Annotated in this window: 10 protein-coding genes; 3 read left to right on the top strand and 7 right to left on the bottom strand. The window is 52.0% G+C overall.

The genetic code is table 11. The annotated features are described in order from the left end of the window. Nucleotides 1-65 precede the first annotated feature (65 nt). From uvrA to ACAW87_RS21060, 7 genes are all read right to left on the bottom strand, one after another. Nucleotides 66-2,903, bottom strand: a complete 2,838-nt coding sequence (gene uvrA, locus ACAW87_RS21030) for an excinuclease ABC subunit UvrA (RefSeq protein WP_370725651.1) — start codon at nt 2,901-2,903, stop codon at nt 66-68. A gap of 301 nt (nt 2,904-3,204) precedes the next feature. Next, nucleotides 3,205-3,429: a DUF6169 family protein gene (locus tag ACAW87_RS21035; RefSeq protein WP_370725652.1), complete on the bottom strand. Its 225-nt coding sequence runs from the start codon at nt 3,427-3,429 to the stop codon at nt 3,205-3,207. A gap of 347 nt (nt 3,430-3,776) precedes the next feature. After that, entirely contained in the window at nt 3,777-4,388 is a 612-nt protein-coding gene (locus ACAW87_RS21040; protein WP_370725614.1) for a DUF1684 domain-containing protein, read from the bottom strand. A 10-nt stretch (nt 4,389-4,398) separates the two neighbouring features. Next, nucleotides 4,399-6,564 (bottom strand): PASTA domain-containing penicillin-binding protein, encoded by a 2,166-nt coding sequence (locus ACAW87_RS21045; protein ID WP_370725653.1) that lies wholly within the window; start codon nt 6,562-6,564, stop codon nt 4,399-4,401. 96 nt (nt 6,565-6,660) lie between these two features. Next, complete coding sequence (locus ACAW87_RS21050) at nt 6,661-7,050, bottom strand: FtsL-like putative cell division protein (protein WP_370725615.1); 390 nt, start codon at nt 7,048-7,050, stop codon at nt 6,661-6,663. Nucleotides 7,051-7,111: 61 nt separating this feature from the next. Next, nucleotides 7,112-8,071: a 16S rRNA (cytosine(1402)-N(4))-methyltransferase RsmH gene (gene rsmH / locus ACAW87_RS21055; protein WP_370725616.1), complete on the bottom strand. Its 960-nt coding sequence runs from the start codon at nt 8,069-8,071 to the stop codon at nt 7,112-7,114. Nucleotides 8,072-8,229: 158 nt separating this feature from the next. Next, the gene (locus ACAW87_RS21060; RefSeq protein ID WP_370725617.1) at nt 8,230-8,592 is read right to left on the bottom strand and encodes a hypothetical protein; all 363 of its coding nucleotides are present in this window, start codon (nt 8,590-8,592) and stop codon (nt 8,230-8,232) included. A 294-nt stretch (nt 8,593-8,886) separates the two neighbouring features. On the opposite strand from ACAW87_RS21060, the gene ACAW87_RS21065 reads away from it, so the two are divergent. From ACAW87_RS21065 to ACAW87_RS21075, 3 genes are all read left to right on the top strand, one after another. Further along, on the top strand, nt 8,887-10,137 hold the full coding sequence (locus ACAW87_RS21065) for a peroxiredoxin family protein (RefSeq protein ID WP_370725618.1): 1,251 nt from the start codon (nt 8,887-8,889) through the stop codon (nt 10,135-10,137). Nucleotides 10,138-10,297: 160 nt separating this feature from the next. After that, the gene (locus tag ACAW87_RS21070; RefSeq protein WP_370725619.1) at nt 10,298-10,879 is read left to right on the top strand and encodes a YceI family protein; all 582 of its coding nucleotides are present in this window, start codon (nt 10,298-10,300) and stop codon (nt 10,877-10,879) included. A 415-nt stretch (nt 10,880-11,294) separates the two neighbouring features. Continuing rightward, nucleotides 11,295-14,033 carry a valine--tRNA ligase gene (locus ACAW87_RS21075; RefSeq protein WP_370725620.1) on the top strand — a complete coding sequence of 913 codons (2,739 nt, stop codon included), beginning with the start codon at nt 11,295-11,297 and terminating at the stop codon, nt 14,031-14,033. Nucleotide 14,034: the final 1 nt, after the last annotated feature.

Raw genomic sequence — 14,034 nt, forward strand, 5'->3', positions numbered from 1 at the left:
TTGGTATTCGTAACACGGACTTCAGTCCGTTTTTGATGGAGTACAAAAACGGACTGAAGTCCGTGTTACGTTGCCAACTCCATCGCCAGGAACTTGCCGGTGTAGCTGCCTTTGGTCTTGGCCACTTTCTCGGGGGTGCCTTCGGCGATGATCTCGCCGCCTTTGTTGCCGCCTTCGGGGCCTAGGTCGATCACGTGGTCAGAGACTTTGATCACGTCGAGGTTGTGTTCGATTACCAGCACCGTGTTGCCTTTGTTCACCAGCTTTTGCAACACGCCGAGCAATAAGGCAATGTCCTGAAAGTGAAGGCCCGTAGTGGGTTCGTCCAGAATGTACATGGTCTTGCCCGTATCCTTCTTCGACAGTTCTTCGGCCAGTTTCACCCGCTGTGCTTCGCCGCCCGATAGCGTTGTGGCGTGTTGACCGAGCGTGATGTAACCGAGGCCCACGTCGCTGAGCGTCTGCACTTTACGAATGATCTTGGGTTGGCTCTGGAAAAACTCAAGCGCCTGTTCAACGGTCATGTCGAGCACATCGGCAATGGATTTGCCTTTGAACCGAACCTCCAGCGTTTCGCGGTTGAAACGTTTGCCTTTGCAGGTTTCGCAGGGTACGTGAACATCAGGCAGAAACTCCATTTCGATTTTCTTCATGCCCGCACCTTCGCAGTCTTCGCAGCGTCCGCCTTTCACGTTGAACGAGAAACGACCCGGCTTGTAACCCCGGATTTTGGCTTCCGACAGTTCGGCAAACAGCGTGCGAATCTCCGAGAACATACCTGTGTAGGTGGCCGGGTTCGAGCGCGGGGTACGTCCAATCGGCGACTGATCAACTTCAATGACCTTATCCAGAAACTCCAGCCCTTCCACGCTCTTGTGCGGCATCGGCTCGCGCTTCGATTTATAGAAATGGCGGTTAAGCACCGGAAACAGCGTATCGTGAATCAGCGACGATTTGCCACTGCCCGACACACCCGTAATGCTGATCATGCGGCCAAGTGGTAGTTTTAGCGTGGCGTTTTTCAGGTTGTTACCCGTTGCTCCTTTGATAATCAGGAATTTACCACTGCCTTTTCGCCGCTCGTCAGGTACGTCGATGTTGGTTCGTCCGCTCAGGTAGTTGGCCGTGGTGCCGCCTTTCTGAATGAACTCGGTAGGCGTTCCGTAGCTCACCACCTGCCCGCCATGCCGACCCGCGCCGGGACCAATATCCAGGATATAATCCGATTCGAGCATCATGTCTTTATCGTGTTCAACGACCAAAACAGTATTGCCAAGATCGCGCAGGTTTTTCAGCGATTCGATCAGTTTTACGTTGTCGCGTTGATGGAGACCAATGCTCGGCTCATCCATAATGTACAGTACGCCAACGAGTTGGGTGCCAATCTGTGTGGCCAGCCGAATGCGTTGCGCTTCCCCGCCCGATAGCGTTTTCAGCGACCGGTTCAGCGTCAGGTAGTCCAGCCCAATATCGACCAGGAAGCCAATGCGTTTCCGGATTTCTTTCAGAATCTCTTTGGCAATGGTATTCTGCCGGTCGGTCATCCGGCTTTCTACATCAACAAACCACTCGGCCAGTTCGGTAATGTCCATGTTGGCCAGTTCAGAGATGTTTTTCCCGGCGATACGGAAATACTGCGATTCCTTTTTCAGTCGGGCTCCATTGCATTCCGGACAGGTATTGATGACCAGAAAATCGCGCAGCCACTCCTGAATTTTATCAGAACCCGTCTCCTGCTGGCGTTTCAGGAAGTTGACAATACCTTCAAAACGTACCGGCCCAACCGTACGGCTAATCTCTTCGGCAGACTGCTTTTTGCTGGAATCGGCTACCTCTTCCTCGGTGCCATGCATCAGAATATGCAGCAGTTCGGGCGGGTATTTGCTGACGGGCGTGGTCAGGTTCATCTTGAATTTTTTCAGGATGACTTCCACTTCCTTGAAGAACCATAACTCGCGGTATTCGCCCAGTGGTGCAATAGCTCCCCGGCTAATACTCAGCGACTTGTCGGGAATAACCGATTCTTCGGTGATCTCTTCCACGACGCCCAGACCCTGACAGGTGGGGCACCAGCCATAGGGCGAGTTGAACGAAAACGAGTTGGGCGATGGCTCATCATAGCTGATGCCCGACTCGGGATCCATCAGGTTCTGCGAGAAAAAGTGCAGCTTGTCTTTGTAATCGAGCACCTGAATGGCGCCTTTTCCCTGCTTCAACGCCGTAGCTACCGACTGACTCAGCCGGAAGCGGTCGTCCAGCGTCGGAATCAGCCGATCGATCACGATTTCGATGTCGTGGACCTTGTAGCGGTCGACCTGCATTTTCGGCACAATGTCCTGAATCACGCCGTCGACCCGCACTTTGGTGTAGCCGAGTTTGGCAATCTGCACGAACAACTCGCGGTAATGCCCTTTCCGGCCACGTACCACCGGGGCCAGCAGCGTGGTCTTTTTGTTGGCATGTAGTTCCAGCAGCGTATCCACGATCTGATCCTGCGACTGCCGAATCATTTTCCGGCCTGTTGCATACGAAAAGGCTTCACCCGCACGGGCATAAAGCAGCCGCAGGAAGTCGAAGATTTCGGTAGTGGTGCCGACGGTTGAACGAGGGTTTTTCGACGTCGTTTTCTGTTCGATAGAAATCACCGGACTGAGGCCATTGATCTTGTCGACGTCGGGCCGTTCCATATCGCCCAGGAAGGAGCGGGCATAAGCCGAGAAGCTTTCCATATAACGCCGCTGTCCTTCGGCGTAGATGGTATCGAACGCCAGCGACGATTTGCCCGACCCGCTGATGCCGGTTACGACAACCAGCTTGTTGCGGGGAATGGAAACATCGATGTTTTTAAGATTATGTTCACGGGCTCCGAGCACGTCGATTTGCTCATAGCCAGTTAGTTGCACGTCGGTAAGTGGTGAGCGATCAGATTGGGTCGATGGCTCGGCTACCGGCGTATTATGGGTTGTTTGTTGTTCCTGCGTCACGTGGTCAAGAAGGCTGCTCAGAATGGGCGGGCCTATTCTTAAAATCAACACTCATTCGCCGGGTGGAGTTTCAGAAACAGCAAGATTGGGGGAAGGAGCGGTTACTTGTATGACCTATACAACTGGTATGTTTGGTCAAACTCGTAGAGAAGTTCGGTCTTCTCTATATTTCCAACCGGTATAATTACAGAAGCGTAGAGCATCGTCCCGGCTGCGTCGATTACATAATCATAATTTCGAAAAGGAATTGATGGTTTGTGCGGAACCAATTGTCGAAGGTACGTTTGCGCGCTAACTGTCGCCCGTCAAGGCTCTCGCAAACATATAGGAGAACAGCAGATGGGTCTCTGAATAACTCATTCAATGAATGAAGAATTGTATCTGCCACACGAGAGTCGACAGGGGGCTTGTTTGTACCAGATGCATAAAAGCTAAATTCATACACTGTTGATTGATAAGCGTGGGCAGTTGCATGAACCGAAACTTCGAACGTGATTAAGTAGTCTATACCATAATCAGACGTAAAAAGATATGAGCCGTCTGGTTGCTCACTTATTGGATATGGGTTGAACAAGCTTCTTGTTTTTTTGCGTAAACACGTCCTTGTTTCCCTTCCTTATTTCGTTGATAATAGCGTTCTTCTCATCGACTTTATCGATTATGTACTGCTCGAATTTAGTCAATGTGGTATTTTTCTCAGCTGGATTCATCGCCGTATTTTATTAAGTAACAGGCAAGTTAGATACCCGAGTTCATTCTTCAATCAATTGCCATTAGCCACTTCCGGACATACTAGTCCTGGTAGGTGCCACCGTAGGTTAGTTCGCCTGCCTTTACGGCTATTGGCAGTCTGTTTGCGGCGGGTGGAATGGGGCAGGCATAGCCTGATTTGTAGGCGCAGTAGGGGTTATACGCTTTGTTGAAATCGAGCACGAGTTTACCATCCTCAATTTGCCCGGTCCGCAGATCGATGTAGCGGCCTCCGCCGTAGGTTTCCTTACCGGATGTAGCGTCGGTGAATGGGAGGAAGAGGTAATCGCGGTAAAGGGGGTTATTGGCCAGATTAAGGCTTTTGTACACCGTTAGTTGGCAAGGTTTACCGTTGAGCGTGAAAGACAGGGTGGCGTACGGCGCTTCCGGAGCGGTTCTGCTGGCCATCGACGTAGGCAAATCAATGGGTGCCGAACCGGATAGACGTTGCACCGTAGCCGTAACCCGATAAGCAGAATCGGCCGGGTAGAAACGAAGCAGCGAAACGGCTTTCTGTGATTGTAACGGGCTATTCTTCGTGCTCAGAAACTCAGCCTTGTAGTGTTCCCTATGCGCCGCAATCTGCTGATCGAACGGTGTTTGTGCCCCGGCTGTCAGGCTAAGCATCGAGAAAAAGAGGAGGTATAGGCGCATAATAGGTGGTTTACTTGTTGCCATCTACTTTGGCAGACGGGCGCGGAGAATCTTGTAGTGTCAAGGCAATCTGCTGGTTGTTGGTCAAAGCCTGCCCCGGTTCCAGCGACTGGCTCACTACTTTACCCCGTCCCTGAGCAATCACGCGCATTCCCCGGTTTTCGAGCAGCGGAAGGGCATCGCGCAGGGGTAAGCCACGCACATCAGGGATACGGTCTTTACGGACGTGTAAACTTCTCCAGGTTCCTCCTTCGCCGCGACGTACCCAGCCTTCGGCACCGGGTTGACTGTCTATGTTCAGTTCCCCACCAATCGTGTGCAGATCATCGGCATAACCGGCGGTGGCCAGCATAGACCCTTGTGGCGTTTTGCGTTTTTTCACCCGCATTGGGGCGTGAATGTCAATATCGTAGGCATAAATACGATCGGCCACTTCTTTAAACACCGGGGCCGACACACTACCCGCGTAGAGCAACCCCGCATACTCGCCATGCGGATTGTCGACCATGGTGAGTACCGTGTATTTGGGCTTGTTGGCGGGGAAGTAGCCAATGAATGAGGTATAATATCGGCCTTTCTGGTATTGGCCATTGTATATTTTCTGGGCTGTACCTGTTTTGCCTGCAATGGAATAATGCGGATTCTGCACGTTGCGGGCCGTGCCATGCGTGACCACACCCTCCAACATATTCTGTACCTTCCGAATGGTTTCGGGCGAAGCAATCGGGTTGGGTGACGTGTAGGGTTGTGTTTCTTCAATCACTTCGCCCGCCAGCTTCACCTGTTTCACCAGCATGGGACGTACCCACTTCCCATCATTGGCCACGGCATTATAGAAAGTCACCATTTGTAGGGGCGTCAACTGCATTTCGTAGCCATACGACATGAACGTGAGCGAGGTTTTACTCCAGCCTTTCATGTCGGGGTTGCGCATAACGGGTGGCGTTTCGCCCTTCATATGAATGCCCGTGGGGCGGTTCAGGTGAAATTTGCGCAGGTATTGGCAATACAGATCGGGGCGGGAATAGAAATAGCTTTGCATCATCAGGTGAATGCCCACGTTCGACGATTTTTCAAACACCTGCTGAGCTGTAATACTGCCCGATGCGCCTCCCTTTGAATCGGCTATTTCAACACCGTGGTACCGTACCGAGCGATCGCCCGTATGAATCATTTTCTCCGGGTAAATCGCCTTTTCTTCCAGTAGAGCCATCATGGTGGCCAGCTTGAAGGTGCTCCCCGGATCGGTTCGACCAGCCAGGGCGTGATTGAAATTTTCGATGTACCCAGTCCCTTTCTTGGTCAGATTCGCCAGCGCCCGAATTTCGCCCGTCTGCACGTCCATAACAATCACGCAACCTTTGTCAGCGTCGTATTTCACCAGCGCGTTCTTCAAGGCCGTTTCAGCAATATCCTGAAAATTAACGTCGATCGTTGTGTGCAGATCGAGGCCGGGTTCGGGCTTCATATCGGGGCCATCGTCGACCGGTTTTTTTACGCCGCCCGCCAGTACTTCAACCAGGCCAACCGCATTTTTCCCGGCCAAAACAGATTGGAAAGAAGCTTCGAGGCCCATTTGCCCTTTCATGGTTGCCTGATTCAGGTCGCCCACCGTGCGCAGGGCCATTTGCCCGTAGGGATGGTAACGTTCGTAATAGGCCCTTAGTCCGCCGCCCCGTGCCGATAGTTTTTTGGTTGCCCGGAAGAACGGCCAGGTCAGCATTTTCTGCCGTTCTTCATAAGAAATACGCCGGTGATTGAGCAGCAAATATTTGCGTCCACTCTGCCGTGCCGCCCGCACCATTCCTGTGTATTCACGCGCCGATCTGTCGCGGAATAAGCCCGACAGCAACACGCCCAGCGAATCTACTTTACCGTTAAAATAAGCCTCTTTGGCCACGCGCGGGTCAATACCAACTTCGTAGGTGGGCAGCGACGTAGCTAGCAAACTACCGTCGCGGGCGTAGATGTCGCCGCGTTTGGCCCGAATGGTATCCTGCCAAATCTGAGAGCCATTGAGCCGTTCGTGCCAATACTTGGCCGTTGTCTCGCCTTTCTTTTTAAAGGTGGCGAAATACTGCATATACACCAGTCGAGCGGTGATGGCGACGCCCAGTAGCACCAAAAAATAGAAGGCGTGCCGCGAACGGATGAGGAATTCTTCTTTGATGTTCATCGCTGCAAATGAGCGAATGAGTGACTGAGCGAATGAGTGAATATTGCTTTCGCCAGAGGCAATACAGGCGTAAGCAATATTCACTCATTCACTCATTCACTCACTCACAATTAGTTTCGTTGGTGGGCTTTGGCTGTCGAGTAGGCTATCGGCCAATACGCGCTTGCTGAGTTCGGATTGCTTGCTGTTGCGGGCCAAAGCGGCTTCGAGGGTAGTAGCCTGGGCGCGCAGTTCGTCTACATCGGTACGGGTGCGGTGAATGCGGCGAACCAGTCGTTCGGCGTTGTGATTCAGGCCGATGTAGAGCACCAGCAGAAACGTCACCCACAAAATGCGGTTGATGTTGCGAATGGGCCAGGCATTGTCTGACCCAAACAATCGATCGAATCCCATAACCTCATTGATCCATAGAGCAATACGGTTCTGTTTTCGTTTGCGCCGCGTCGGCTTCACCGGCGGCTGATGCTTGAACGTGTTGAGGGCCATGGGGAAGGAGGAAAGGGAGGAGGGAGGAAGGGGAGAACGGAGGAAGGAGAATATAGCAGAGCTACCCTTTCTTCCCTCCTCCCTTTCCTCCTTCCTCCCCCTTTTCTGCTATTCTCAGTTTTGCTGATCGTGCTCTTGGGTTGCGGGCTACTTCTTCGGGGCCAGCTTCAACGGGTTTACGCGTGACGCCGTGCAGGGGCTTTATCTCGTTGCCGTACAGATCTTTCTCGACCTCACCCGAAAACTTACCTTTGTTGATGAAGTTCTTCACCAGCCGGTCTTCCAGCGAATGGTAGCTCATCACCACCAATCGTCCGCCGGGGGCGAGCACCTCGGGCGTTTGTTCCAGAAACTCTTCAAGCACTTTCAACTCGTCGTTCACTTCGATTCGCAACGCCTGAAACACCTGGGCAAAGTACTTGTTCTCTTTGCCGCGTGGGGCGCATCGTTTCAACGCATCTTTCAGGTCGTTGATTGTCTGAATAGTCTGATTGGCGCGGGCCGAAACCAGGGCAGCGGCGGCGGTGCGGGCGTTGGTTAGTTCGCCATACATGCCCAGAATACGGTGTAAGTCGGCTTCCGGGTACGAGTTCACCACCTGTTTGGCGGTCAAGTCGCCCTGCTGGTTCATCCGCATATCGAGGTCGGCTTCGAAACGCGTAGAAAAGCCACGGTCTGGTGTATCAATCTGGTGCGATGAGATGCCCAGATCGGCCAGAATACCATCTACCTGCCGCACCCCGTAAAGGCGCAAATAGCGTTTTAGGTTGCGAAAGTTAGCCGCAATAAAAGTCAGTCGGGAATCGTCAATAGCGGCGGCATTGGCGCGGGCGTCGGGGTCCTGATCAAAGACCAGTAATTTGCCTGCGTTGCCTTTCTCGTCGGGCACCATCGCATTGAGAATAGCCCGACTGTGTCCGCCGCCGCCAAAGGTTACATCAACGTAGACCCCGCCCGGTTTGAGGGCGAGCCCGTCGATACATTCGGCCAGCATAACGGGATTATGGTACTCGGTAGTCATAGGGTGCGGGTTAGTTAGGCTCGTTGAGAAAGCCTTTTACAAACTTAACAAAACCCGCTCACCTCACCAGCCTTAAAGCGATGACAAGTTTTCTCAACGGGGCGTTGGCAACACACATGTCTACCGAAGAACGTACCTGCTTGTTGTCGCGTCTTGATCTATTGCGCGTAGGGCAGTTTGCCCGTGATAACGCCATCATCTCGCAGGCGTTTTGCAATCTGATAGGCCGAGGGGACGTGTCCGCCCGGTGCCTGAGCAATTGCTTTCCAGAACGGCTTTTGAGTGCTAGCATCGGTCATTTCGATCAATACCTCGTCGGTCGACGTGATGTAGTCGCCAGAGCCGGTTGTGTAATTGCGGTAAGGATTGATGGTTAGTACTACCTGGCTTTTGCACTGATTCAACCGATTGTTGATTATTGTGTCTGGCTTTCCAAGGGTCAACGGACCTGCTTCGACCACGCACACTTCGTAGTTGGGAGGCAGCACATTGAGGAAGTTAGTAAGGTAGTTTGGTTTCATGTTTGGAAGCTTTGACACCACCAATACACGCGTGAATTCGGGGATAGACGCTCGGTCGACGTTGCTTTTGAACGAAACGCAGCCGGTAAGCAGAGCGAGAAGAAGAAGAAGTGTAACAACTCTCATGGTTAACGTAGTTTTGCGGAATAGGCCCTATGCTTTTTTTATCAGTCATGAGATGTTGCATGGGGCCGATGGTTTAACCAACGAACCTCTTTTTCGCGTGAACGGGAACAACCTCTTTTGCTGTTGCCCATGTTGAAAAATAGAGCTTCGTTGCCTGGCTGATATCGCATGAAAAACAAACTTACCTACGTCGTTGCGACCTTATTGAGTATTCCTTTTCTGACCAGTTGCCAATCAGGAAAAACGGTGAAAACCGGCGTGTGGCGGGCAACGCTGGAAACAAGCGGTGGCCAACTACCATTCGGCCTCGACATAAAACCAGCTACCGAAGCAAATAAGTACACCGTTTTTGCCGTCAACGGAACCGAACGCCTGCCTATGGACGAGGCAACGCTGCAAGGCGATACCCTTCGTATTCCGATGGGGTTATTTGAGTCGGAACTGGTGGCGAAGGTAGACGGCGACAAGCTGACGGGCGTTTGGCGGAAACGGCGTGTGAAAGACGAGTATCAGGTGGTGCCGTTCTCGGCGCAGTTCGGGCAAACATTCCGGTTTGCCGAATCGGGAGAAAAGCCATCGGGCGATGTGTCGGGTAAATGGCAAACCGTGTTTCGGGCCGAGGGTACCGATGGCGCACCGGGCGATACCACGGCCGCCGTGGGCGTATTCGAGCAGAAAGGCAACGAGGTTTCAGGTACGTTCCTGACGCCAACCGGCGATTATCGCTATCTGGCTGGTAACGTATTCGGCGATAGTCTGTTACTGTCCTGTTTTGATGGTAGTCACGCGTTTTTGTTTAAAGCCAGGAAGGGCACTAACCAAACGTTGACTGGTGTATTTCACTCTGGCCCCACCTACCGCGAAACTTGGACGGCTACCCTGAATCCAAACGCATCGCTGCCCGACCCGGCTACGTTAACGTACCTGAAACCCGGCAAACCGTTCTCGTTTGCTTTTCCCAACCCCTCAGGAAAAACCGTATCGCTGGCTGATCCGCAATTTAGGGGCAAGGTAACCGTGGTGCAGATTATGGGTTCGTGGTGCCCCAACTGCATGGACGAAACAAAGTTTCTGGCGCCCTGGTACATCAAAAACAAAGCACGCGGTGTAGAGGTAGTAGGGCTGGCTTTTGAAAAAACGGCCGATCTGGCGGAGTCTGGGCCAAAACTCACCCGCATGAGCGAGCGATTCCAGATACAGTACCCTCTGTTGTTGGCTGGCGTAAATGATAAAGCGGAAGCCGCTAAAGCACTGCCAGCCCTGAGTAGTGTTGTTGCATTTCCAACTACGATTTTCGTCGATAAAAAAGGGGCGGTGCGGCATATTCATACCGGCTTCTCCGGGCCGGGGACCGGCATCTACTATGACCAGTACGTAGAAGAGTTCAACCGGTTGATTAATAAGCTTTTGGCAGAATAATGACTGCCCGAATTGACATTTGATGCTAGCCGTTGTCTAACGAATAGCCTACAGATGAATGCGTATATACGTCGGCACAAAAAACCTGTGTATCTACACTTACTTTTATCTGAGGAAAAATAACTCGTCATTTGTTTTCGTACTTAAAGTCCCCAAACGCATGAAATTTCTACTCATTCCTGTAGCCGCTCTGTTGAGCCTATCGGCTGCCAATGCCCAGACCTGGGCTGTTGATAAGTCACACTCACGGGTTGGCTTCTCGGTTACGCATGCTTTACTGTCGGAAGTCGATGGTAACTTCAAAACATACGACGCTAAAATCACGTCGTCGAAAGAAGATTTGTCTGACGCCGTTATTGAACTGACTGCTGACATTAACTCGATCAATACCGACAACGAGCGTCGCGATGGTCACTTGAAAAGTGCTGATTGGTTCGACACCGCTAAATTTCCAACGTTGACGTTCAAGAGTACTTCGTTCAAGAAAGTAGAAGGCAAGAAATACAAACTGATGGGCGACCTGACCATGCACGGTGTAACCAAACCAGTTACGCTTGATGCCGTTCTGGTGGGTCCGATAACCTCAGAAGGCCGTAATGGCAAGCAACAAAAAGCAGGTCTGAAACTGAGCGGGACCATCAAACGCACTGATTTTGGCGTAGGCTCAGCTGGCGGTGTTGTTGTTAGCGAAGAAGTTGAACTGAAAGCTGCCGGTGAATTCACCAAACAGGCTGGTCAGTAGTACTATTCCAGGTACGCTATCAAAGCCGACGCTGTTCTCCAGTGTCGGCTTTTTTGCGTTGATAGAACGCGGATTTGGCGGATTAACCGGATTGACGCGGATTCTTATGGGTACGCGGATGAATGATGGAACACAGATTTGGCGGATTAAGCGGATTTTTGATTTAAGCGGATTGACGCAGGCTAGTAGCTACGAACGCGTGAGCTGTTAATCCGCTCACATCTAAAATCCGTGCGAATCCGTTTAATCCGCCAAATCCGCGTTCCATCATTCATCCGCGTACCCATAAAAATCCGCGTCAATCCGGTTAATCCGCCAAATCCGTGTTCTATCATTCATCCGCGTGTCATAAAAATCCGCGGCCTATAATTCGTATTTTTGCGGTCTTAAAGCGGCTAAGGCCCTATCAGACGGCATGATTGCAAAGACCTATTCACCCACCGATATTGAAGCCAAATGGTATCAGTATTGGCTTGATAATAAACTGTTTACCTCTACTCCCGATGAGCGTGAGCCGTATACCATCGTGATTCCGCCGCCCAACGTAACGGGCGTGCTGCACATGGGCCATATGCTCAACAATACCATTCAGGACGTGCTGATTCGCAAGGCCCGCATGGAAGGGAAGAATGCCTGTTGGGTGCCTGGTACCGACCACGCCAGCATTGCTACCGAAACTAAGGTGGTAAACATGCTGAAAGAGCAGGGGATCGATAAGAAAGACCTCAGCCGCGACGAGTTTCTGGCTTATGCCTGGGAATGGAAAGAAAAGTACGGCGGCATCATTTTGCAACAACTCCGTAAACTCGGTGCCTCCTGCGATTGGGACCGTACCCGCTTCACGATGGACCCCTCCATGTACGAATCGGTAATCGACGTGTTTATCGACCTCTACAACAAAGGGCAGATCTACCGGGGCGTTCGCATGGTCAACTGGGATCCGCAGGGCCTCACTGCCGTGTCGGACGAAGAGGTGAACATGAAAGAGGTGCAGCAGAAGCTGTGTTATATTAAGTACGAAGTCGTTAGTCCTGAGTCTGGAAAATCTGATGTAAGTACGTCAAACGACTCTACAGACTCGGTACCCGGCAATCAGGACTACCTTATCATCGCTACCGTTCGGCCAGAAACGATCATGGCCGATGCCGCCATTGCTGTGAACCCGAACGACGAACGGTACAAGCACTTGCACGGTAAAAAAGCGCGTATTCCGCTGATTGGTCGGGAGATTCCGATTATCACGGACGAGTACGTAACGGTCGATTTTGGTACGGGTTGCCTGAAAGTGACGCCTGCTCATGACCCGAATGACTACGAGCTAGGCATCAAACACAACCTGCCTGTTATTGACCTGCTCAACGATAACGGCACGCTGAACGAGAAAGCGCAGATTCTGGTCGGAATGGATCGATTTGCCGCCCGGAAAGCGATTCTGAAGATGCTGGAAGAAGCAGGGCATCTGGAGAAGGTAGAAGAATACAAATCGAACGTGGGTTTCTCGGAACGGACCAATGCCGTGATTGAGCCGAAGCTGTCGTTGCAGTGGTTCCTGAAAATGCAGGACATCGCCAAACCTGCTCTCGACGCAGTAATGACCGACGACATTGCGCTGGTGCCGCCTAAGTACAAAAACATGTACCGTTCGTGGATGGAACAACCGCACGACTGGTGCATTAGCCGCCAACTGTGGTGGGGGCAGCGTATTCCGGCCTTTTACATGCAGGATGGTACCGTCATTGTGGCTAAAAACAAGCGCGAAGCCCTGCGCAAGGTGCAGCACGAAAAGCTACTCTTTGCCATGACCGAAGCCGACCTGACACAAGACGACGATGTGCTGGATACGTGGTTCTCGTCGTGGCTGTGGCCCATCTCGGTATTTGACGGTATTCGCCACCCCGACAACGAAGAGATCAATTACTACTACCCAACCAACGACCTCGTTACGGGTTTCGACATTATCTTCTTCTGGGTAGCCCGGATGGCAATGGCGGGTTTCGAGTTCCGGGGTCAGCGGCCGTTCAAGAACGTATATTTCACGGGGATGGTCCGCGACAAGCAGGGGCGAAAAATGTCGAAGCAACTCGGCAACTCACCTGATCCGCTGGTACTGATTGACCAATTCGGTGCCGACGGCGTACGGACGGGGATGCTCTTCAGCGCTGCCGCCGGTAACGACCTGCTGTTCGACGAAAAACTCTGCGAACAGGGCCGTAACTTCTGCAACAAAATCTGGAATGCCTTCCGGTTAGTGAAAGGTTGGACGGTATCTACAGTAGAGACGCAAGATTTTGCGTCTCTACGCTCGCGTCAGCAATTACCCATCCAGTGGTTCGAAGCCAAACTCAGCGCAACGCTGGTTGAAATCGAAGATCATTTCAGCAAATTCCGAATTTCAGATGCCCTTCAAAGCATCTACAAGCTGATTTGGGACGATTTCTGTTCGCAGTATCTTGAACTGATCAAGCCAACAACATATACCGAAAAGAATGCCGACGGGAGCGCGAGCGGTATTATCGACGAGGGAACGTACCTGGCCACCATCAACTTCTTCGAGCGGTTAATGGCCCTGGCGCATCCGTTTATGCCGTTCATCACCGAAGAAATCTGGCAGGATATTCGGGATCGCCAACCCGGTGAAAGCCTGTGTACGGCTGCTTTCCCAAAAGCAGGGGAGATAGACACAGCAATACTGACCGATTTCGATACCCTGTTCGAGATCGTCACCAGCATTCGGAATATTCGCAACGCCAAACAGATTGCGCCGAAGGTAGAGCTGCCCCTCTCGATCCGTACCGAAACGCCCGACCGGTTTAAAGCGCTGGAAGGGCTGATTCAGAAGATGGCGAACGTACCTGCGGTTGGGTACGTGTCGGAGAAACTGAACGCAGCCCGACCAGAGAACGCGACGTCGTTCCTGATCAAAGGCGACGAATTTTACATTGATCTGGCCGATCAACTCGATGAAGAACAGGAAGCCGAAAAAGCCCGTCAGGAGTTGGATTACCTAATCGGTTTCCGCGATTCGGTGATGAAAAAACTGGCCAATGAGCGTTTTGTGGCCAACGCTAAGCCCGAGGTGGTCGAGCGTGAACGTCAGAAAGCCGCCGATGCCGAATCGAAAATTGCTTCGCTACAAGCATTTTTAAACAAGTAAC

It is taken from the genome of Fibrella aquatica, assembly GCF_041321135.1.
Classification (GTDB): domain Bacteria; phylum Bacteroidota; class Bacteroidia; order Cytophagales; family Spirosomataceae; genus Fibrella; species Fibrella aquatica.

Coding starts and splice junctions, on each gene's coding strand:
- ACAW87_RS21040 (WP_370725614.1), bottom strand. CDS start 4,388: ATGCGCCTATACCTCCTCTTTTTCTCGATGCTTAGCCTGACAGCCGGG.
- ACAW87_RS21045 (WP_370725653.1), bottom strand. CDS start 6,564: ATGAACATCAAAGAAGAATTCCTCATCCGTTCGCGGCACGCCTTCTAT.
- ACAW87_RS21050 (WP_370725615.1), bottom strand. CDS start 7,050: ATGGCCCTCAACACGTTCAAGCATCAGCCGCCGGTGAAGCCGACGCGG.
- rsmH (WP_370725616.1), bottom strand. CDS start 8,071: ATGACTACCGAGTACCATAATCCCGTTATGCTGGCCGAATGTATCGAC.
- ACAW87_RS21060 (WP_370725617.1), bottom strand. CDS start 8,592: ATGAAACCAAACTACCTTACTAACTTCCTCAATGTGCTGCCTCCCAAC.
- ACAW87_RS21065 (WP_370725618.1), top strand. CDS start 8,887: ATGAAAAACAAACTTACCTACGTCGTTGCGACCTTATTGAGTATTCCT.
- ACAW87_RS21070 (WP_370725619.1), top strand. CDS start 10,298: ATGAAATTTCTACTCATTCCTGTAGCCGCTCTGTTGAGCCTATCGGCT.
- ACAW87_RS21075 (WP_370725620.1), top strand. CDS start 11,295: ATGATTGCAAAGACCTATTCACCCACCGATATTGAAGCCAAATGGTAT.